At 38.8% G+C, this 20,427-nt stretch carries 19 protein-coding genes; 5 read left to right on the top strand and 14 right to left on the bottom strand.

Annotated features, from left to right (window positions below):
- Positions 1 to 44: 44 nt before the first annotated feature.
- Together FI644_RS11635 and FI644_RS11630 are read right to left on the bottom strand one after the other, a co-directional pair.
- Entirely contained in the window at positions 45 to 2,615 is a 2,571-nt protein-coding gene (locus FI644_RS11635) for a discoidin domain-containing protein (RefSeq protein WP_142108362.1), read from the bottom strand.
- Positions 2,616 to 3,359 (bottom strand): tail fiber protein, encoded by a 744-nt coding sequence (locus FI644_RS11630; protein WP_053478653.1) that lies wholly within the window; start codon positions 3,357 to 3,359, stop codon positions 2,616 to 2,618.
- 239 nt (positions 3,360 to 3,598) lie between these two features.
- On the opposite strand from FI644_RS11630, the gene FI644_RS11625 reads away from it, so the two are divergent.
- Entirely contained in the window at positions 3,599 to 3,961 is a 363-nt protein-coding gene (locus FI644_RS11625) for a YflT domain-containing protein (protein WP_142108361.1), read from the top strand.
- 137 nt (positions 3,962 to 4,098) lie between these two features.
- Here the strand turns inward: FI644_RS11625 and FI644_RS11620 are convergent, their stop codons facing one another.
- From FI644_RS11620 to FI644_RS11610, 3 genes are read right to left on the bottom strand one after another with little or no spacing between them, the layout of a single operon-like run.
- Complete coding sequence (locus FI644_RS11620) at positions 4,099 to 5,706, bottom strand: N-acyl-D-amino-acid deacylase family protein (RefSeq protein WP_142108360.1); 1,608 nt, start codon at positions 5,704 to 5,706, stop codon at positions 4,099 to 4,101.
- Between the two features lie 46 nt (positions 5,707 to 5,752).
- Positions 5,753 to 7,246 carry a sodium/pantothenate symporter gene (gene panF, locus FI644_RS11615; protein WP_142108359.1) on the bottom strand — a complete coding sequence of 498 codons (1,494 nt, stop codon included), beginning with the start codon at positions 7,244 to 7,246 and terminating at the stop codon, positions 5,753 to 5,755.
- Positions 7,247 to 7,257: 11 nt separating this feature from the next.
- On the bottom strand, positions 7,258 to 7,542 hold the full coding sequence (locus FI644_RS11610) for a DUF997 family protein (RefSeq protein ID WP_053478649.1): 285 nt from the start codon (positions 7,540 to 7,542) through the stop codon (positions 7,258 to 7,260).
- Between the two features lie 289 nt (positions 7,543 to 7,831).
- On the opposite strand from FI644_RS11610, the gene FI644_RS11605 reads away from it, so the two are divergent.
- Both FI644_RS11605 and FI644_RS11600 read left to right on the top strand, forming a co-directional pair.
- Complete coding sequence (locus FI644_RS11605) at positions 7,832 to 8,677, top strand: SPFH domain-containing protein (RefSeq protein ID WP_056686662.1); 846 nt, start codon at positions 7,832 to 7,834, stop codon at positions 8,675 to 8,677.
- Positions 8,678 to 8,689: 12 nt separating this feature from the next.
- On the top strand, positions 8,690 to 8,851 hold the full coding sequence (locus FI644_RS11600) for a type II toxin-antitoxin system antitoxin (protein ID WP_075209255.1): 162 nt from the start codon (positions 8,690 to 8,692) through the stop codon (positions 8,849 to 8,851).
- A 174-nt stretch (positions 8,852 to 9,025) separates the two neighbouring features.
- Here the strand turns inward: FI644_RS11600 and FI644_RS11595 are convergent, their stop codons facing one another.
- Positions 9,026 to 9,409 carry a hypothetical protein gene (locus FI644_RS11595; RefSeq protein WP_142108358.1) on the bottom strand — a complete coding sequence of 128 codons (384 nt, stop codon included), beginning with the start codon at positions 9,407 to 9,409 and terminating at the stop codon, positions 9,026 to 9,028.
- Between the two features lie 399 nt (positions 9,410 to 9,808).
- On the opposite strand from FI644_RS11595, the gene FI644_RS11590 reads away from it, so the two are divergent.
- On the top strand, positions 9,809 to 10,864 hold the full coding sequence (locus tag FI644_RS11590) for a C40 family peptidase (protein ID WP_053478646.1): 1,056 nt from the start codon (positions 9,809 to 9,811) through the stop codon (positions 10,862 to 10,864).
- Positions 10,865 to 11,151: 287 nt separating this feature from the next.
- Here FI644_RS11590 and FI644_RS11585 read toward each other — a convergent pair whose 3' ends face one another.
- The 4 genes from FI644_RS11585 to FI644_RS11565 form a co-directional block, all read right to left on the bottom strand.
- Positions 11,152 to 11,577 carry a hypothetical protein gene (locus FI644_RS11585; RefSeq protein WP_056686667.1) on the bottom strand — a complete coding sequence of 142 codons (426 nt, stop codon included), beginning with the start codon at positions 11,575 to 11,577 and terminating at the stop codon, positions 11,152 to 11,154.
- Positions 11,578 to 11,657: 80 nt separating this feature from the next.
- Entirely contained in the window at positions 11,658 to 12,209 is a 552-nt protein-coding gene (locus tag FI644_RS11580) for a cysteine hydrolase family protein (RefSeq protein WP_082446748.1), read from the bottom strand.
- A 936-nt stretch (positions 12,210 to 13,145) separates the two neighbouring features.
- Positions 13,146 to 13,499: a hypothetical protein gene (locus FI644_RS11570; RefSeq protein WP_142108356.1), complete on the bottom strand. Its 354-nt coding sequence runs from the start codon at positions 13,497 to 13,499 to the stop codon at positions 13,146 to 13,148.
- Positions 13,500 to 13,658: 159 nt separating this feature from the next.
- Positions 13,659 to 14,216 (bottom strand): YitT family protein, encoded by a 558-nt coding sequence (locus FI644_RS11565; protein ID WP_075209256.1) that lies wholly within the window; start codon positions 14,214 to 14,216, stop codon positions 13,659 to 13,661.
- Positions 14,217 to 14,982: 766 nt separating this feature from the next.
- Here FI644_RS11565 and FI644_RS11560 point away from each other — a divergent pair.
- On the top strand, positions 14,983 to 15,633 hold the full coding sequence (locus FI644_RS11560; RefSeq protein ID WP_142108355.1) for a hypothetical protein: 651 nt from the start codon (positions 14,983 to 14,985) through the stop codon (positions 15,631 to 15,633).
- A 372-nt stretch (positions 15,634 to 16,005) separates the two neighbouring features.
- On the opposite strand, the gene FI644_RS11555 is transcribed toward FI644_RS11560, so the two are convergent.
- From FI644_RS11555 to FI644_RS11540, 4 genes are all read right to left on the bottom strand, one after another.
- The gene (locus tag FI644_RS11555) at positions 16,006 to 16,839 is read right to left on the bottom strand and encodes an alpha/beta fold hydrolase (RefSeq protein WP_142108354.1); all 834 of its coding nucleotides are present in this window, start codon (positions 16,837 to 16,839) and stop codon (positions 16,006 to 16,008) included.
- A gap of 17 nt (positions 16,840 to 16,856) precedes the next feature.
- The gene (locus tag FI644_RS11550) at positions 16,857 to 17,747 is read right to left on the bottom strand and encodes an ABC transporter permease (RefSeq protein WP_142108353.1); all 891 of its coding nucleotides are present in this window, start codon (positions 17,745 to 17,747) and stop codon (positions 16,857 to 16,859) included.
- A 24-nt stretch (positions 17,748 to 17,771) separates the two neighbouring features.
- The gene (locus FI644_RS11545) at positions 17,772 to 18,719 is read right to left on the bottom strand and encodes an ABC transporter permease (RefSeq protein WP_053478634.1); all 948 of its coding nucleotides are present in this window, start codon (positions 18,717 to 18,719) and stop codon (positions 17,772 to 17,774) included.
- A 71-nt stretch (positions 18,720 to 18,790) separates the two neighbouring features.
- A complete protein-coding gene (locus FI644_RS11540; protein ID WP_142108352.1) occupies positions 18,791 to 20,425 on the bottom strand; it encodes an ABC transporter substrate-binding protein in 1,635 nt (544 codons plus the stop codon).
- Positions 20,426 to 20,427 lie beyond the last annotated feature (2 nt).

Genomic DNA, 20,427 nt, shown 5'->3' with positions numbered 1-20,427 from the left:
TCCTTTAATTCTATTAACAGATCATTTTATGATTTAACGGAGCATTACTGCACTGTAAATACCATTCTTACTGGAACTTTTAATGGTTTGCTGGCAGGTGTTTTTAGCTCCTGACTTAATGTTAAGATGTATATTTCTCCGCTTCTAAATAATTCACCTGGTATAAGGGTAATTACCTTATTATTATCACTAACCTTAAACGTCAATTGAATAGCCTCTCCCTTTGAATTTATAATCGATAGACTATCATTGTTCACTGATTTTGGATCAATAGGAATATTCATTTCAATCATCCATTGGCGATCTTGAGAAACATTGAAGCTAGGCTGGAAATATTCATAGGGCTGATCATCATAGAGAACAACAACTTTTTTCACTTGTTCTTTCAGCTCTATGATTACTGGGGCATCCATTTCATTTGCAGTTTTTTCAGCAAGTGCATAACGAATGATTAACATATCTCCATTAGCTATAGAGTTTTCAATAACGATTTTTTTGTTTCTTAATGCGGGTATGTCTTTTTTATTAAGCAAAAGCTTGTTTCCATTTATCTCAGTCGATACTCTTTCGTTGCCATCGGTTGGTGAGACAATATTTATATATTTATCTTCTGGAGTTGGGTTTGGATTAGGACCTGGCTTTGGACCGGGATCTGGCTTTGGATCAGGATCTGGAATCAGTTCAGTAATTTCCACATCAATAATGGCTGACTGCAAACCAAACGATGCGACCATCTTTGCTTTCCCGGCAGTTATCCCTTTTAGCAATCCCTCAGAATCAACCAATATATTTCCCCCATCGATCGGCTGCACAAGAAATTTAACAAATCTTGTGATGTCTCTCCTATCACCACTTTGTTCCACTGCAAACACATGAAGCTGAACAGTTTGATCCTTTAGAAGCTTATATGCCATCTGATCGAATTCAATTTTTTCAATTTGCTTAGAGTAATCGATGATACTTCTAAGCAAAAACCCACTGCTTGCAATAAGTTTATCTCCGACAATCGGATGAATAAATTCCTCACCTGCTATACTAACACTTACATTTTGAATATCACCTGGATAGTCTTGAATAGATTGCCCTTTGAGAACTATGTTGGCAGAATGAGGGCCTACTCTAATAATTTGATCAACGGAAACACCCAGAGGCAAATTCAGAACCTTCCAATTTGCTGCATTTAGAGTATTCATAAACAGATTGCCTTCTACTGAAACGATGATGCTCTTTCCGTCTTCCTCTCCCTCCCATATCTCTTCATCTTGGGATAGCGTAACTGAACTTGATGTCTGGAAAGCAGTAACTATCAAGGAGTTAACTGAGAGTAACTCTTGACCTGATATTGTTGCTGTTTCTAAAACCTTCACTTTTAATTGATGGTCCTGACTAATATCAGTTCCATTAAAGGATAACAGCAGCGTTACTGTCCTATTATCCATCTTCCGAATACTTTCCACTATTAAACCAGCTGGGCCGTCAATGAGTTCAAAATCATCACTACTTAGTTCTTGACTTTTAAAAGAATCTCCACTTAATTGAACAGTAATTTCACTTTGGTCTAATGTATTTTCTACTAATGGAATATTGGATGAAATAGTTGCTTTTCCCGCTGAAAATAATTGATTTGTTTTAGAAGCGAGCGTCTTTTCAGTCGCGGCTACTCTTACCATAACACCATCCGTATCCGAATAAAGCTTGATCTTCTCAGCACCCGCAGCTAATTCAGCTGTCACTTTAGACCAGCTTTTCCCTTGATCAAGACTATATTCCATCTGTTCCGTTGCATTTTTTAGTACATAATCATCTTCTCCGCCACCTTCTTCTAAGATGACATTTGGAGGGTTGCTTGGCTCAGGTATATCTATAAGAAGCTTGTGTGATAGAGGATTCGCTTTCTCACGAATAAACACTTTTCCTGGTTTAAAAACGAGCCCTGTTGTTTCTCCCTCTTTTGCATCAATCCACTCCCCATCTAACCCATTAGATGAATCCAAGCTATACTGGAATTTTTGTGAAGTATTTAATATTTTCCCTTTCCCCACATCAATTTTAGGGAGATCAATTTCCTGCGTGCCAAATATTTTTAATTCTTTAATCGATGTCCATAAATGATTCACATTGTTCCCTTTTGTGATCGTTAGCTTTACATATCGGGCTCTAGTCGCCGGAAATGTCTTGGTATGATTCGCCTTCGTATTGCCATTCATCCGATCAATTTCTGACCAGTTCACACCGTCTGTACTTGCTTCAAGCTTAAAGTCAGCTGGGCTTACAATGAGCCCGTTATTCATAAGATCATCGGTCATTAAATTAGTTAGCTCCCAGCCAGTTATTATGGAAGAGTATTGTAAATCCACCTTAATCCAGTAGGTTTCTTCTCCGGAAGCATACCATCGGCTTGTATAATGGGTATGATCATCTACAACTCTTTCAGGGCTGTAAGGAGCCACAAAGCTACTCGCCTCAACTGGTTTTCCCTTAGCAATATTTTCTGTGCTTGCCATTGCTGCCGGCAGATGAACAGATAGGAGGATACACGCTAAGAACAGCCCTAGAAGTACTGCTTTTGTTACTAATTTCTCTATTAAATGTGTCCGATTCCCTAGTATTTTCATTTATTTGTCTCCCGGAAATTTCCCATTTATTGAGATGTAATAAGAAACATCTGCTGAGGGTTCTGCATCTATTAAATTAGGAATATTCATGTATTGACCTTTTCTTCCGCCAAATCTATCTCCAATAAGTGAATATAATGCGATATGCTCTTCTATCTTCAGCTCTGCACCATCACATCGCAGCCAGCCTTTTGTATCTTTCATATCTTCCTTCTTAAAGAGACGAATTTCTCCTATATACACATTCGAGTCATTCTGGTCATCCGTATAAAAGTACTTTATGCCTGGAAGTGGGCTCGCATTCCGAAGGTCAGGTGTATTTCCATCCCCATTCGCTTCAGTGAACTCATTATTTAATTTTCCAGGATATAGCATCATCCCTGCATAGGATTGAATATCAGCCGAACCTGGCAATGATCCCTTCATCGAAATCATATAATTTATATTTGGCAATGGATTTGCTCCCCTTAAATCAGGCAAAAAATAGGAGAAGTCATCTCCGCCAAATGTTGTTCCAATGACTGAATATAAATCTGGGTTAAATTGCTGCACCTTCTGCAGACCATTTAACTCTTCCCAGCCATCTTCCATCATTCGAAAATCTCTATATGGAAATAGCCGAATTTCCCCCACATACCTTTCGATCGTTGAACTTCTATCTGCTGCAGCGATATGCTTCAGTTCATTTCCGTTTAAAAATAATAAGATTCCCATAACAACAGCTAATAAAAATTTTCTTTTCATTCATTCACACCCTTCCATTCAATCTCTTGATAATCACTTTTTTGCCGTATTTATACAAAATACGACTTTATTACTTTAATTATATTGTTAATTATATTACTTTCAAGTATTATATTTTATTTTTATTAAATTTAATTTAGACACTCTTTATTCTATGAAAAATGTTTCAAATCTATCAAAAAAGGTAAGTACATAGAAGACAACTGAATAATAAAAAATAATTTTGGAGGATGATAGTTATGCGTAAAGTACTTGTTGCCAATAATGTTCTGGATGTTCAGGAAAAAATATCTCAACTAGCTGCTGAAGGATATTCGAAGGAACAAATATATATTTTTGCACATGATAAAGATTACTCCAAAGAATTAACGGATGATACACTTACTCAAAGCATGGATTTAGAGGAAAAAGGAATGATGGACACCGTTGCAAACATATTTAAGTCACGAGGAAATGAGCTTCGAAGCCATTTTGAAAATCTCGGTTTAACTTCAGCAGAAGCTGAGCAATATGAAGAAGAGCTTGATAAAGGAAAAATCGTTATCGTTGCTACGTTGAATACATTGTCTGAATCTGAATTACCTATTAATACTAGTTTTTAACCATTTGAAGAAATAAAAAATAAGGCTCTGCAGAGATTTTCTCTGCAGAGCCTTTATCCAATAACGTCTCATAACAACATCATGATTTTAATAGCCTAACCACTACTTGCTATAAACATTCCAGGTCTGTGAGCTCTTTATATTGAAACGTTTGTAGCATATTCAGACTCTCGTCTTATCACTTGACCAGCGGTTACTCCTAAGTATTTTCCCTCTTCAACAGCCAATTGCCCGTTTACAAATACATAATGAATGCCTGATGGTTCTTGTAAGGGCTCCTCATATGTGGCATTATCTTTAATCGTTTGCGGATCGAATATAACAATATCTGCTGCATATCCTTCTTTCAGCAAACCCCGATTTTTCAGACGAAGCAATTGTGCTGGGGCCCCTGTCATTTTTCGAATGGCCTGTTCAAGCGTAAGGGCTTGTTTGTCTCTTACAAAATAGCCTAATACTCTTGGATACGTACCATATAGTCGTGGATGTGGCTTCCCTCCAAAAATCCCATCAGAACCTACAATTTGTAAAGGATGCTGCATTCCTCCAGTAATTACCTCTTCCTCCCCCCAGTGGATTAGCATGGTGATCCCAGCGTTTTCCTCTAGAAGAAGCTTAAATGCTGCATCAGCTGGTTCAACTTCTAGTAAATTTGCAATCTCAACCATATTCTTTCCTTCAACCCAGCGATTTTTTTCAGTGGAAACAGAGGTGAGTGTAATATTTTCCCATCCGCAGTTTAGCACCCAGTTTTCATAATCAGTGTTATTCCTAAGATCCTCTTTAATACGTGCCTGTATATCAGCATCCTTTAACTTCTCCAGCAGTTCAGCTGTTCCGCCAGAATGCATCCAAGGAGGTAAGATAGCATGAAAAACAGTAGATCCTGCAGTATACGGATATTGATCAAAGGTTACTTCGATTCCTTCTTTTCTCGCCTCGTCCATTCTGTCTAGGGCTTTCTCATATTTTGAACGATTGATCTTCCCAGCTACTTTAAAATGGGACACATGTAACCGTACCCCAGATTGTCTAGCCACATCAATAACTTCCTCTAATGCCTCTAGTGATTGATTGCTCTCATTACGAATGTGAACAACAAAACATCCATCATATTTTGCTGCTCCTTTACAGATCTCTATTAATTCCTCTTTGCAGGAGAAAACGTTAGGCGGATAGACAAGACCTGATGATAACCCAACAGCCCCTTGTTTCATGCCTTCTTCTACAAGCTCTCTCATTTTTGCCATTTCTTCTTTCGTGGCATTTCGCCCTTCAAACCCCATCACCAATGTCCGGACAGCTCCATGCGGGACAAGATAGGTGGCATTCCCCGCTATATCTGTATCTTCCAAAAACTGAAGGTACTCTTCAATCGTATTCCACGGCCAATCACCAATATCTCCATTCAATCCTTTTAATTGCTTCTGCCAGAGCGGTTTTGTTGCTTCCGATACGGGGGCAACCGAGATCCCATCCTGCCCGAACAATTCTGTTGTGACTCCCTGTAAGACTTTAATTTTATGAATCTCTGGTTTAATGCAAAGCAGATCAGAATGCACATGCGTATCAATAAACCCTGGACTTACAGCTAGTTTTTCTGCATGAATTACTTGCTTTGCCTCTTTTAGGCTTAAATCGCCAATTTTACTTATCACACCGTCTTTAATACCAATATCTGATTTCGTCCAAGGATTTTCCGTTCCATCATAGATCTGTCCACCTTTAATAATCGTATCAAACATATAGCATCCTCCTAATAGGTTGATTTTTCTCTAAAGAAAATAAGAACTAGCTTATAGACCTATTCCCACTATTTGCTGCAGCCCTTTGCGAACCCCAGAATTTAATAATGACTTCCTGTGATGGTCTTTTTGATAAGTAACTGACAGCAATCATTAAAAAGATTGAAACAGCTGTCGAAGTAACAATTGTTTGCATCCCAAATGGGTTTGGAAATAATTCTCCGAGCAAGATATAGCTTATTAAGCCTGCATACATCGAAATAATCGCACCCCATGTGGTCGCTCTCTTCCAATAAAGACCGAATACAATTGGAGCAAAGAAAGTTGCTTCAAGCCCGCCTATTGCATACACCACAATAAATTGCAAATAGTCTGGAGGCGTTAAGGCGAATAATACAACGCCAACACCAATAATAAGAGTCGTAAAATATGATAGTTTAGCAATCTTTCTTTCACTGGCTTTCGGGTTAATATAATTCAAATAAATATCCTTTACAACGGAGGCGCTAGTTACAAGCAGCATGGAGTTGACCGTCGACATAATGGCAGCGAGCGGAGCTGATAATACGATTCCCGCCACCCATCCAGGCATGATATCCAGGATAAGTGTCGGCAACGCCATATCAGGTACGGATAAATTCGGATATAATACTTTTACAAATGGACCAAGAGTGGCAAAGAAAATGGTAAAAAGCGCCATGATAAGCCCGCTGTAAATAATTGATTTATGCATGGATTCCGTATTTTTAAAGGTCATTCCTCTGACAGATGCATGCGGCAGCCCAATGGCAGCAATCCCAAAGAGCATAAAATAAGAAAACAGCATTAACGGTGTTGCCCCTGATGGTCCAGGCAATTCTACCATTTCTGGATGTTCTGTTACGAGTTGTCCAATTAATCCGCTAAAACCCTCTGTCTTAATAAAAAAGAAGATCCAAAGCAAGACTCCGCCTAAAATCATAATGATCCCCTGAATGGCATCCGTTATTGCGACAGCCCTAAACCCGCCATATACTGTATAAAGAACAACAGCCAGACCAAAAATCATTAACCCCGTTTTATAAGGCAATCCTGTAATGGATTCTAAAATCCGCGCTCCCCCTACAAATTGGGCAACCATATACGCACTGATAAAAATAATAATCCCAATCGAGCTCCCCAGCACGACTGCTCTACTTTGGTACCTTTCTTTAAAAAAGTCTGTTAATGTAACTGCATTAATCTTTCTTGCCACAATGGCAAATTTTTTCCCGAGTATTCCTAAAATATATACACCCATCCCTACTTGCGTCAGGAGAATAAGAATCCAGCTAAAACCGGAATTATAAGCAACACCTGGCGATCCTATAAATGTACCCGCACTTGCAGCCGATGCTAGGAGAGTAAATGTTAATACTAACGGTCCGAGAGATCTGCCGCCAATGAAGTAATCCTCCTGAAAGTTTGCATTCTTGACCTTTAAACGCTTATGCAGTACAATCCCGATTGCAAAGGTAACAATTAAAGCAAGACATATCGGTATAAGAACATCCCATTTCATTAAACCGTCACCTACCTTTCATCCTCTGCTTCAATAGACATATCCTTGTAAAAAAACTTCACCATAAAATAAGGAAGAATACAGAAAATCACATTCCCTACAAGTCCACCCCAAAAAAACCAAGCGGGAAAGCCAAGAATATAACTCATGGAAGCTGCTGGTTTGTTAAGGCCAATCCATAGGGATACCCCACCTACAAGAAGAATGTTAATCACAAATAACCACATCGTCACCCGCATTTCCTTATCACATTGAGCAAACCTGCTATCCTCGATGAATTCCTCTTGATCCTTCAATAAACTCTGCCTCCTTTGATTGATGTTTTAACTTCTTCATTGGTATTTTTTGAAGCCAACACTTCTTTTAAAAGTATAGGTCTTGCCTTCAATGGAAGTCAATAGAATATTATGAATTTTTATACTATTTTAAAAAATAGGCAAAATGATGGATTTATCTAAAATTTATTGTCTATTAAAGTCCTAGCTTTCATTACTTAACATCTATTTTTCAGAAAAAACATTTTACAATATTTCCTAAAAGTGATATCATAATAATATAAGTTAGATATTGAGAGGAGTGATTAAAATGAAAGAAAAAAACGTCTTTCAGGTTAATGGTTTTATTGGGATTTTATCAGTCATCGTGCTGCTTGGACTTGGTGTATGGCTTTTAATTAGCCAAGAGCTATTTGTCGTTGCCATTCCATTACTTGTTGTAGCTGTCCTTTTGGCAAGCGGAATTACAATTGTTCAGCCAAATCAGGCAGCTGTCGTTACTTTTTTCGGTAAGTATTTAGGTTCGATTCGCAACAATGGACTATACTTGACTGTGCCGCTTTCACTGCGTCGCAATGTGTCATTAAGGGTTCGAAACTTTAATAGCAAGCGCTTAAAGGTAAACGATGTGGAAGGAAATCCGATTGAGATTGCTGCGGTCATTGTTTTCAAAGTTGTCGATTCGGCTAAAGCTGTGTTTGATGTAGACAATTATGAGGAATTTGTTGAGATTCAAAGTGAAACAGCCATTCGCCATGTGGCAACGAAATATCCTTATGATACGTTTGAAGATGCTGATCTTACATTAAGAGGGAATGCAGAAGAGGTTTCCAATGAATTGACAGCTGATTTACAAGACAGACTGAATGTTGCTGGGGTTGAAGTGATTGAAGCAAGATTAACACACCTTGCTTACTCAACAGAGATTGCCCAAGCGATGCTGCAGCGCCAACAGGCATCAGCCATTATTTCAGCTCGACAAAAAATCGTTGAAGGTGCTGTTGGAATGGCACAAATGGCGATTAGACAGTTAGAAGCGGATAAAACAATTGAGTTAGATGATGAGCGCAAAGTCCAAATGGTTAATAATTTATTGGTAGCCATTGTAGCAGAAAAACCAGCCCAGCCTGTTATTAATACGGGGACACTATATTAATGAGTGGGCTCTATGTCTAAGAAAAAAAGTTTTCCATTACGTTTAGACCCTGAACTGTATGAGATTTTGCAAAAGTGGGCTGCTGATGATTTTAGAAGCGTAAATAGCCATATAGAATTTCTTCTTCGTGATGCCGCTAAGAAGGCTGGAAGGCTGAAGAAGTCGCAGGAGTAAAAGTCTTAAGCCATATATAAAGGAGAGCAATCTTGACTGGATCGGCTCTCCTTTTGTTTACCTTTTTTATGAATTATCCATGTGTTTGTTTGCAGAATGCGATAAAGATGGAGTTCATTTCTATAGAAGAAAAAATAATTTCGTGGAAAACAATGAGGAAAAATATTGTTCTTACTAACTTAATTGTCGTTTTATGTTAGCCAGATCCCTTTCATTCCGTGCCGTTTTCTCCCATATAAAATCTTGGTCATTTTCCAGCACTTTGAAACGGGCCAATATTTCTTGATGACGCTCTTCACTTTTCGTTTCCATCTTTTCTATTTTAAAATGGATTCCTTGTTGGTCTTGTTTCATTTCTTGCATGTCTTGCTTCATCTCTTGCTGGTCCCGTTTCATTTCTTGCATGTCTTGCTTCATCTCTTGATAATCCTGTTTTATTCCTTGTATGTCCTGTTTCATCTCTTGCTGATCCTGCTTCATCTCCAGCTGATCTGAATGCATGGTTCCTACCATTGTAATTAATTGAGATAACATACTTTCAATTTTTTCTTCGTTCATTTTTTCTCACCTCCTCTTTATTATTATACAACATTTACATCCTTGTGGATTCAGAGGTTATGTAAAAAAGATAAAAGCAGTTCTCTTTTATTGAATGCTTACTTTATAAGCAATACATACGAACACACCTACTAATCAAACGTTTGATTAATAGGTGTGTTCGATTTTTATAAGATAGCTGCAATCTTTCCCAGGGAAAAAATGGGGCAGATTCCCTATCCCCTCTGTCCCGCAAATTTACTACCTTCTTAAAAATGTCCACTGTACACATACAAACCAGCAAATTATGTCCACTATATTCATACAAACTAGTAAATTTTGTCCGCTGATGGTGTCAGGTGTCGTTTTGTATGATAGAATATGCATAATATAGATTATTTTGGGAGGGTTGAGAGAAGAATGAAGAAAAAAGTCGCAACTTTTGCAACTGCTGCTCTATTATCAGCAAGCTTTACAACGAGTGCCTTTGCTTCTACCTACACGGTACAAAAGGGGGATACCCTTTCTAGCATTGCTAAAAAGCACAATACGACAATTGGTGAGCTTAAATCTTTAAACAATCTAACAACAGATTTCTTAGCTAATAACCAAACGCTAAAGGTTGCGAAAGCCGTTGCCCCCACTGCTCCGAAAACAGCAGCAGCCGCTTCCGCTCTGACTCAAACTGTACAAGCCTACACAGTCGTTCAAGGTGACAATCTTAGCAAAATTGCTGCGAAGCATGGAATCAAATTAACTGATCTCATTGCGTGGAATAGCTTAAAATCAGACATTATTTATCCAGGGCAAAGTTTGAAGGTATCTGCTTCTTCTACAGCTCCATCGAAAGAACCTGTGGTGGAAGAATCCTTACCAGCACCTGCACCCACTCCTGCCCCTTCTGGAAATAGTAATCAGACAGCATACATAGTAAAAAGCGGCGATAGCCTATCACGAATCGCTTCTCAATTCGGAACAACGGTTCAGCAGCTGCAAACCTTAAACAACTTAAAATCTGATTTAATTTATGTTGGTCAATCATTGGCAGTCAACGGCCAAGGAAAGCAACCTGCAACTGAGCAAAAGCCCGAGGCTAACGAGCAAGTAACGAATACGGGTATGCCTTTATTAGATGAGGCAATCAAGCTCATCGGTACTCCTTACCTATATGGCGGGGCTAGCGTGAATGCCTTTGATTGCAGCGGATTTATTTATTATGTATTTAACAAAGCGGGGAAAACCATTAATCGCCTTTCTTCTGAGGGCTATTATAGCCGTTCCTATTATGTGGATACTCCACAGCCTGGGGACCTAGTCTTCTTTGAAAATACGTATAAACCAGGAATTTCCCATATGGGCATTTACATGGGCGATAACCAGTTTATTCATGCCAGCACATCCAAAGGTGTAATGATTACGAAGCTTAGTGATGCTTACTATCAGAAGCATTTTGATGGGTTTAAGAGATTCTATTAATCTACATGAAAAAGGATCAATCTTCCTGATGGGAAGGTTGATCCTTTTTCATTATGACATCCACTTCTATTAAAAATCCTTATCCGTATAAAACATAGATATGTGAGCATGTTCAAATTTCATCTCTTCTTTGATATAGGTAACAAGATTGGAGAAAAGCTCCCTGTCACGCTGTTCATTCTCTTAAGATAGACGAACATTTGTAGCCAAAAAAAGCTAAGAGAAATCTCCTTAGCTATGGTACATTCAGATCTGTAAGGTCTTTCTCCACGATTAGCGCCAGACAATTAGGCCCCTACAGTTTGGATATGTGTTTCTTCGCCATTTTTAAATACACGAAGGAACTCGTAGTCTTTCGGTCGGTGAATTTCGTATAATTTTTGCATCACTTGATTTTCCTGCCCTTTATCAGAGCGCTCATTCAAATAAATAGTAAGTGTGTCCTCTTCTTCTTTCACATCGATTGAACCAAAGCTCTTCCCTTTATCAAGAAATTCCTGGCTTAAAAACAAATAAAACTTATCCTTCTTAACATTAAGTATATAAATCCCATTCCCTGTTCCATCTTCATTTATTTCCATCTGAGTAATAAAGTCTTTCACTGTGGCACTTGCTTTTTCTGGATTAATCTCTGAAAATGTCAATTTACCATCGTTAACATTGCATCCCATTAGCAGCAAAAGCATAAATGGCAATAACAATAGTTTCTTCACTGCTTCACCCCTGTTATGGCTTTGTATTTAGGATTAACTTATTCTTACATTTTTCAAGCATTGCCTAGCACTATATAAAACTAAATAACCGTTGCTCCAAGCGATCCTTCAAAATGGCTTAAAGCCCACTCATGCCCTGCTTGATTAAAGGATGCAACTGCCTCTTTATGAACAACCATTTTAAACCCTTTGTTATAAGCATCTACCGCTGTGTGGAGAACACAAATATCGGTACAAACCCCTACTAAATGAATCTCTTCAATTCCACGCTCACGTAATTTCATTTCTAGGTCCGTTCCGGCAAATGCCGAATATCTTGTTTTATCCATAAAGTATACATTTTCCAATCCTTCATTCGTTTCATACAGTTCTTTTAGTGCACCATACAAATCTCTGCCACTTGTATGTCGGATATTATGTGGAGGAAATAGCTTGGTTTCTGGATGAAAGGGGTCTCCTTCCTCATGGACATCAACAGCAAATACAGTAAAGTCCCCTTTTGAGATAAATTCCTTCGTTAAATCGACTATTTTATCTTCTAGTGCCTGCCCCGGCTCTCCACATGTTAAAGCTCCATTAGTTGCGACGAAATCTTCTGTGTAGTCAATATTAATTAATGCGCGTTTTGGCATAATGGCTCACCTCATATTGGTTTTTTATTCCTAATTAAATGGTAATTCAAGGGTGGGTTTTTAGCAACTTCTTTTAGTGGTTAAAATAAAGAGGAAACGCGACTGTGTACTTTGGGTTTTAAGTAGAATTTGATCAAGTACGCATTACTATTTTTACAGCATTTGTGAGGAATTGGATGTGGGTAGTTTAATTTCGGTGCACCTTCGGACTCGAGCGTGCCTTTTTCTACGGATCTTGTCTGAACTTGAGCTAACTTTAGACTCCAGCATGCCTTTTTCTTCGGATCTTGTCTGAACTTGAACTGACTTCGGACTCCAGCATGCCTTTTTCTTCGGATCTTGTCTGTACTTGGACCATCTTCGGACTCCAACATGCCCTTTTCTACGGATCTTGTCTGAACTTGAGCTGACTTCGGACTCGAGCGTGCCCTTTTCTTCGGATCTTGTCTGAACTTGAACCACCTTCGGACTCGAGCGTCCCTTTTTCTACGGATCTTGTCTGAACTTGAACCACCTTCGGACACCAGCGTGCCTTTTTCTTCGGATCTTGTCTGAACTTGAACCACCTTCGGACTCAGGTCTCCTTTTTTCACCTGATCTTGTCTGAACTTGAACTGACTTCGGACTCCAGCATGCCTTTTTCTCCAGATCTTGTCTGAACTTGAACTGACTTCGGACTCGAGCGTGCCCTTTTCTACGGATCTTGTCTGAACTTGATCCACCTTCGGACTCCAACATGCCCTTTTCTACGGATCTTGTCTGAACTTGATCCACCTTCGGACTCCAGCATGCCTTTTTCTTCGGATCTTGTCTGAACTTGAGCTGATTATAGAATAAGAGCTTCACATCATGACAAAGCAGTTTCTGATTACACAACAATAATCCAAACCTATAAAAAAGAGCTAAGAGATAAACCCCTTAGCTACAATTCAATACCTAACGCTGTGTTTTTTTCTTTAAAAGGGCTAGCTTCGCTTTAGATGGGGTTTCATACTTTACCACACCGGAAAAGACAAAGTCTCCATCTCCCACACTATACAAACCGTCTTCGACATCTACATAACGATAAACTCTATATACTTGACCCTTCTTTAGTTTTCTGTCTTCTGACAGGACCCCACCTTTAACCTTCCATATGGCCGTATCTGTTAAAATCGTCACTTTCCCAATTTGTCCGGGTCTCAGCTCCATTTTCCCCCACATCACTTTTGTTGATGCCTCGGTTATTGATACGGTTGATAATAGGAATCCTGTAGCCATCAATAGAGATACTATTATGTGTTTTTTCATGCTGTAGATGACCTCCATTTTTGTAAATTATTTTACAATTAATATATCGGTCAGCTGTGTTAATTATTAATAAAATTATATTTTCGGCTAACTCTTCACAACAGCCTTTCCCAATTAATCAAACGATTGATTAACACTATCGAACCACCCCAGGTGTTTCTATAATCCTTCATAACAGATATTCGCACAGACACCCGCAGTTAATATGGTGATGCCGGAAAACAAAACACTCTGTAGGCCCAATACCTGAGATCCTAGTCCGACAATGAAAACATCCATTAAAACGATAAGCAGTCCAATATTTATCGGCGTTTTTTGGGCTATGAAATAAGCGATCAAGTCAGTGCCCCCAGTGCTAGTCTTATTACGGAGCATCAATCCAACTCCAATTCCGCAAATCACCCCTCCTAAAATAGCACTCGCCCAGATCGGCAGGGAAAATTGAATAGGGGCCAATATATCAATAAAAATCGCAGTCACGATCATCCCGTAAACACTGCCATGAAACTGGGGTCTATCTTTCGCCCATGCATAGAGAATAAGAGGGACACTTAACAATGCCGACCACAGTCCAGCTTGAAAATCAAAATAATAATGCAAAATTAGGGCAAGGCCGATAATTCCACCATCCAGTAAATGATGCGGAACTAAGAAACCATTAATCCCAATCCCCAGCAGCATGCCTCCAAGCACAACAGCAGCAATTCGAGCAAACATTTCGACCACCCCATATTTTCAGACAAAAAACACTCATTTATCCATATGAGGATTGTCCAGAGAACATGCAAAAAACATGGGAATGGTTCCGCAAATGTTGCTTAGTTTTCAACTGATTCCCCTTGAATAGAGGAACAGGGAAACTGTCCTTTATTTCACAGCTAGCTGAGTTTAGGCCAAGTTTGTAGATTTCTACATTTATTCCCCCGCAGTTTTATTGAACTTAATGTATTTTTTAAGTGATAAGACAGCCTTTATAATTTATAAATCGGTACAAATGACAATAAAATCTATAGAATATCTCTTAATTCTTCTATTCATCACTAGATTTTGAAATCCAACTGTCCATCATATATTTTTCGCTTTAATAGTCAATGTTCCCATTAAAACAAACTTTTCAATAACTATGTAATAATCACATAAAAAACACTAGCAAAATTAGGAAATTCTTGTTCAGACAACAATAAATTCCTTTACAATGGAAGTACTGGAGTTACTTTTAAAGTGGAGTGACGTTAATCAAAAATACTCAGTTCAAAATTTTAAAACTATATTTACCTGAACTATTTTTAATAGACAACATATTAAGCGAGCTACATGTTTTTAAAGGGAATAAACCCGAACTCTAAGTAGAAGAAAATCAGATTTTGAATATTATTTACATGCGTTAGTAAACACATGAAAACTAAATAGCGAAGTGAAGAGAAATTACCATTTCAACATTTGTAAAAAAACTATAAGGAAAAGAGGTCAAGTGAGGATGCTATTGAAAAGGAATTTGTATTTAATAGGTACTGTACTTGTTGGCTTGTATCTTGTGATATTTGTATCGGGTGTTTTTATTAACATGATCAGTTACCAAGCAGGTGACTATGCAATAGTTTTAGTTTTTTTGGTTTTTTTGGTCATACTTGAATCCTTTTTAATAAAAAAACTCCTATCCTATAACAATAACCAATCTCTTCAGAGGGAAATAGAACTTAGAAGGGAAAGAAAAAAATTAACACCTGGTTCAAAAGCAAGAATAAAAGAACTAGGTGCTGATGTATGTTTAAAGTTAAAACATGTGTCAGGTCTCCCAATAAATACGGGTACTAATACGTTCGTTTATAGATGTAATGATAAGATTGTTTTCGAAAGAAATGAGCACACTTTTGAATTAGAAATTGACAAAATTACAGATGTTTCAATCAAAACGAACGTACAAATCCACAAAGGATGGGTGCAACGCGACCGCGATATATTTGCGAGAGAAAAGACCAGTAAGATCTATCAATATTTGTTGATTTTCGCCTATGGAAATGGAAATGAAGGAAACTACATCACTTTTGATGTAACTAAGAATTCAAACAAAGCATCTATATTTGTAGGAATTTACGATTATCAGTCAAGAGAAAGAAATATTGTAAAGTTGTAACCATAATCACGTAGTTTAGGTGACAACCCCCAACATAGAAATAGGTAAGAGGGACTTTTACTTTTAGGAAACAGTCAGTCCCTCTTTTTTTCGTTTCATTGTACTGAGCGTGAAAGTTTCCCTTTATATCTGTTTATTGCAAAAAAAAGGACAGAGTTTTGCAGAGATTATGTGCAGAACCTAGCTGCATAAAAAAAGGCTTGCCTGCTCCAAAAATAACCTCTACTGTTTGATTGTCGAGATCATAACAGGTGGAGAATTGAAAGGATGCTAGCAGTGCCAGATGTAAATTATATCAAACATCTAAGAGAAAACGAAGACTTGTCTATTAATGAAATATCCATGAATGATTAGGTCAAAGCTGATTCTTCATTAAAGATCCGCATGAAGGAATTCACGAACTAACTTTAAATATGCCTCATTTTCCTCTTGCTGAGGGGAGTGTCCGCTATTTTCAAAGATAACGAGTTTTGAATTAGGTACCTTCTCAGCAATGAGCTCTGAGCAAACTACTGGTGTAATCCAGTCATGTCTGCCTACAGTCACTAATGTGGGAACAGATATTTGGTGCAAATCTGGAACTAAATTAAACGCTGGTTTATTATAGCGAAAAGCAAAATTATGCGTCTCATAGCGATAATAGATAGAATCCAAACGTGCTTTGACTGCTTCTGCGTCAAATTCGACCGTATAAAGCGGTTGAATAGCTGTAAACATCTCCTTTAGTTCTTCATTCGATCCTACTTTCCCATCGAATAGCCGGCGAATGCCCTGCTCTGTTATCCCTGGCAAATGACTCTCTAAAGCCCGGTCAACAGAAAGATGATCAAATTCACTATTGGCAGCCGTATCACGTAATAACACATGAGTAACATTTTCCGGATAGCGCAGCGCATACTCAAGCGTTAGAAATCCTCCATAGGATCCACCTAGAATCTTAATTGGACCGCCAACTAAGGTTTTCCTCATTTCTTCGATATCTGCTGCCCATTGTTCATGCGTAAATGGCGGGTTTCCCCCTGATCGGCCAGATCCCCGCATATCCATAAATACAAGACGGTATGTATCACCGAGCGGGGAAAAAGCTTTAATATCCCCACGGCAATCACTTAAACCAGGAGCTCCATGGATAAAAAAAATAGTCTCTCCATCAGGATTCCCATGAATTTCATAGTAAAGCTCGTTATCGTTAATCGTAATAAACATTGTCGTAGCTCCTTTCATTATTTTTTAACAAATCGTGGATCAAGTGCATCGCGTAGGCCATCTCCTAAGAAATTATAAGCAAGCACTGCGATGGTAATGGCAGCCCCTGGTAAAATCCCAAGTACAGGTGCCGTCCAAATATATTGCTGTGAATTTTGCAGCATATTGCCCCATGTTGGAGTCGGAGGCTGTATTCCCAGTCCTAAATAACTGATGGCACTCTCCGTTAGAATAGCTGCGGCAATTGTTAAGGTTCCTGATACAATAATAGAAGGAATAATTTGAGGAATAATGTATCTTGTTAAAATTCTCATCGACTTTGCACCAGATGCATTAGCTGCCTCAACAAATTCATACTCTTTCCATTTCAGAGTCTCCCCGTATACAACCCTCGCAATTTCCATCCAGCTAGATAAAGCAATGACCACAATGACCATAAATGGACTTGTACCAAGTACAGTTAAGGCGACAAGAACAAAGAAAAAATTCGGAATCGCCATCATTGCCTCTGTAATTCTCATAAACACAGCTTCTACAAACTTCCCAAAAAATCCAGCACATGCTCCGACAAAGGTGCCAATAAATAAAGAGAATAGCATGGCTGCTAAACCAACAAGCAATGTCACTCTTCCCCCATGAAGCATTCTAGCAAATACATCACGGCCAAGGTCATCTGTTCCGAATGGATGCTGTAATGACCAGCTAGCTAAGGCACCAATCTCCTGTAACTCTTCTGGATTCACAGTCCAGACTAAAGGTCCAATAAATACGATGATGTGTAATATAATCAAAAACCAAAATGAAAAATAGGCAACTTTATTTTGAAGCAATCGATTGAGTAACGTATTCTTTTTTTTGACTTTTACCGCTGCTCCGCTCGTTACATTCGTTTGAGTAGAAGCCTCCATTCCATCTCACCTCCCCAGATCTATTTATACATTTTTCACTCTTGGATCAATTCGAGAATAAACAAGATCAACAAATAAGTTACACACAACAACTACAATCGTAATCATGACCGTAACACCCATCACAAGAGGATAATCCCTTCCTCTCGCTGCTTCAATAATTAACGTTCCAATTCCTGTCCATCCAAAAATAGCTTCAGTAATGACGGCGCCACTTAAAAGACGGGGAATAAGAACACCTATTATTGTAACGACTGGTATTAAAGCATTACGCAAAGCATGAACATATAAGACAATTGATTCCTTCGCTCCCTTTGCCCGAACCGTTCGAATATAGTTTTGAGAGATTACTTCAAGCATGGATGAGCGTGTAAATCGAACAATATTTGGGAGTACGGTCGTGGTTAAAATAAGGACAGGCAAAATTAAATGAGAGATCCAGCCCCATAAATCAAAATCTGCCCCACGAGATCCAACACCTGATGAAGGCAGCCAGCCAAGGGTAATTGAAAATAGCAAGATTAGCATAAGCCCTAGCCAAAATGCTGGAACAGACAAGCCTATGACACTCATAAAATTTATGATATGGTCCTGTGCTTTTCCTCGTTTTATAGCTGATAATACTCCCAAAAGAATGCCAATAATAACAGAAATAACGATTGTGAAAACCGTTAATTCAATTGTATAAGGCAGTCTTTCTGAAATTCGCTGAATAACAGGCTCACTCGAAGTGAAGGATATTCCAAGATCGCCTTGAACCGCATTTGTAATCCAGTCTATGTAGCGTATATATATTGGCTGATCCAATCCTAATTTCTCAATCATTGCTTGACGCTCTTCCGGAGATGCTTCCATTCTCATCGTGCTTGCTGGTCCACCGGGGGCAAGGTTAATTAGAAAAAAGGTGATGACTGTCACGATAAGTAATAAAACTACACTTTGTCCCAATCGATTAAGCAAAAATCTGAGCACTTCATCTCCTCCTTCCTTTCCTTGTTAGTGGAATGGAAGTGTGTTGTTCACACACTTCCATATCCTATTCACTATTCTTCGATATACCACTCATGGATATAATGAAGAGCATCCCCAAATGCAAGTTCTGGAACCCCTTTAAGTTTATCAACGCGTACTTGCGCTTCTTGCGGGTACCAAAGGAACATATATGGCAGTTCATCCGCCATTAATTTCTGCGCATCCGTATAAATTCCTTTACGATCCTCCACATCACTCGCTTGTGCACCCGCATCAAGTAACTTATCCAACTCTGGATTCTGATAAGCAGGAATATTCATTCCCTTAATACTATTTGAATGCATATAAGCTGATAAATCTGGATCAGCAGGATATCTCCACCAGTTTAAGCTCATTTCATAATCTCGATTAACAACGACATCCTGGACCATCGCATTCCATTCCATCGCATTTAATTTAACATCCAGGCCAACTTTCACGAGATATTGCTGGACCATTTGGGAAACAGCCTCCAAGTCACCTTGAATCCCTATTTCGAAGTCAATTTTAAATGGCTCTCCATCTTTATCGACAATGCCATCCCCATCTGTGTCTTCCCAACCTGCTTCAGCAAGAAGTTCTTTCGCACGTTCCGGATCATACTCATATCGCGTAACATCATCGGTGTAATATTCCTTCAATGCGGGGGCAATCCCCGCATCGGCAATTGTTCCATATCCTTTAAGCACGGTATCAATGATGTTTTGACGGTCAATGGCATGAAGGAGTGCTTGTCTAACCCGTACATCCTGATATTTTTCAATTTGCTGATTCACGATAAGCCAGAAGAAGCGGGTAGTCTCTCTTCCCTCAACAGTTACACCTTTTGCCTTCTCAATTCGGTCAAGTGCAGCCAAATCATCTAAAGCAAAAATGGAGAGCTCGCCACTTAAAATTTGGGCAACATGTGTATTGGCATCAGCAAGAACTTTATACTCCACTTCGTCAAGAAGTGCAGTTTCTCCATAAAAATCTTCATTGCGTTCGAGAACAACACTTTGACCAGAAGTATAGCTCTTTAGCTTAAATGAACCGGTTCCGACAGGGGTCTTCTTATTAAAAGAGGTTAATTCCCAAGGATCATTCCCTTCAAAGATATGCTTCGGAACAATCTCTGTATTAAAGCTTAAATAAGCTGGTAAAGCCGCTACTGGACTCTCCATCATAAACTTTACTGTGAAGTCATCCACTACTTGAACCTCTTTTACCTTTTGGAAGTAAGATGCATTATTTGCCCCTAACTCTTTGTTTAATACAATTTCATTAAACGTATAGGCAACATCCTCTGCCGTGAATTTTTCCCCGTCATGCCAAAGAACATCGTCCCTTAAATAGAAGGTCCATTCAAGGCCGTCTTCTGATGCCTCCCATTTTGTGGCTAAGTCAGGTGAAGGTGCTAAATCCTTTCCTGGCTGTGTTAACCCTGAGAATAATACTCTGTTGATGACATTTGATTCTGCGTATGCGTTCGGATGCCAGGGGTTAAATGTCGGATCTGCTACAATCGGAATGGAGACCTTTCCACCTTTCTTAGGTCCACTCGCCGAACTGCTTCCATTTTCTTTTTCTCCACTTGTAGTTGTACTTTCTCCTCCGTAGGAGCATGCAGCAAGAAGAATAACGGAGAGCAATAGGGTACTTAAAAATTTCCATTTGCTTTTCTTCATGA

The sequence above is a fragment of the Cytobacillus solani genome, from assembly GCF_006704205.1.
Lineage (GTDB): Bacteria > Bacillota > Bacilli > Bacillales > Cytobacillaceae > Cytobacillus > Cytobacillus solani.
Note: the sequence above shows the minus strand (reverse complement) of the source record. Positions and strands in the feature narration are given on the sequence as shown.

Bases quoted from the DNA above. Each gene is read 5' to 3' on its own strand.
- FI644_RS11635 (WP_142108362.1), bottom strand. From the start codon at position 2,615: ATGAAAATACTAGGGAATCGGACACATTTAATAGAGAAATTAGTAACA.
- FI644_RS11630 (WP_053478653.1), bottom strand. From the start codon at position 3,359: ATGAAAAGAAAATTTTTATTAGCTGTTGTTATGGGAATCTTATTATTT.
- FI644_RS11625 (WP_142108361.1), top strand. From the start codon at position 3,599: ATGCGTAAAGTACTTGTTGCCAATAATGTTCTGGATGTTCAGGAAAAA.
- FI644_RS11620 (WP_142108360.1), bottom strand. From the start codon at position 5,706: ATGTTTGATACGATTATTAAAGGTGGACAGATCTATGATGGAACGGAA.
- panF (WP_142108359.1), bottom strand. From the start codon at position 7,246: ATGAAATGGGATGTTCTTATACCGATATGTCTTGCTTTAATTGTTACC.
- FI644_RS11605 (WP_056686662.1), top strand. From the start codon at position 7,832: ATGAAAGAAAAAAACGTCTTTCAGGTTAATGGTTTTATTGGGATTTTA.
- FI644_RS11600 (WP_075209255.1), top strand. From the start codon at position 8,690: ATGTCTAAGAAAAAAAGTTTTCCATTACGTTTAGACCCTGAACTGTAT.
- FI644_RS11595 (WP_142108358.1), bottom strand. From the start codon at position 9,409: ATGAACGAAGAAAAAATTGAAAGTATGTTATCTCAATTAATTACAATG.
- FI644_RS11590 (WP_053478646.1), top strand. From the start codon at position 9,809: ATGAAGAAAAAAGTCGCAACTTTTGCAACTGCTGCTCTATTATCAGCA.
- FI644_RS11580 (WP_082446748.1), bottom strand. From the start codon at position 12,209: ATGCCAAAACGCGCATTAATTAATATTGACTACACAGAAGATTTCGTC.
- FI644_RS11570 (WP_142108356.1), bottom strand. From the start codon at position 13,499: ATGAAAAAACACATAATAGTATCTCTATTGATGGCTACAGGATTCCTA.
- FI644_RS11565 (WP_075209256.1), bottom strand. From the start codon at position 14,216: ATGTTTGCTCGAATTGCTGCTGTTGTGCTTGGAGGCATGCTGCTGGGG.
- FI644_RS11555 (WP_142108354.1), bottom strand. From the start codon at position 16,839: ATGTTTATTACGATTAACGATAACGAGCTTTACTATGAAATTCATGGG.
- FI644_RS11550 (WP_142108353.1), bottom strand. From the start codon at position 17,747: ATGGAGGCTTCTACTCAAACGAATGTAACGAGCGGAGCAGCGGTAAAA.
- FI644_RS11540 (WP_142108352.1), bottom strand. From the start codon at position 20,425: ATGAAGAAAAGCAAATGGAAATTTTTAAGTACCCTATTGCTCTCCGTT.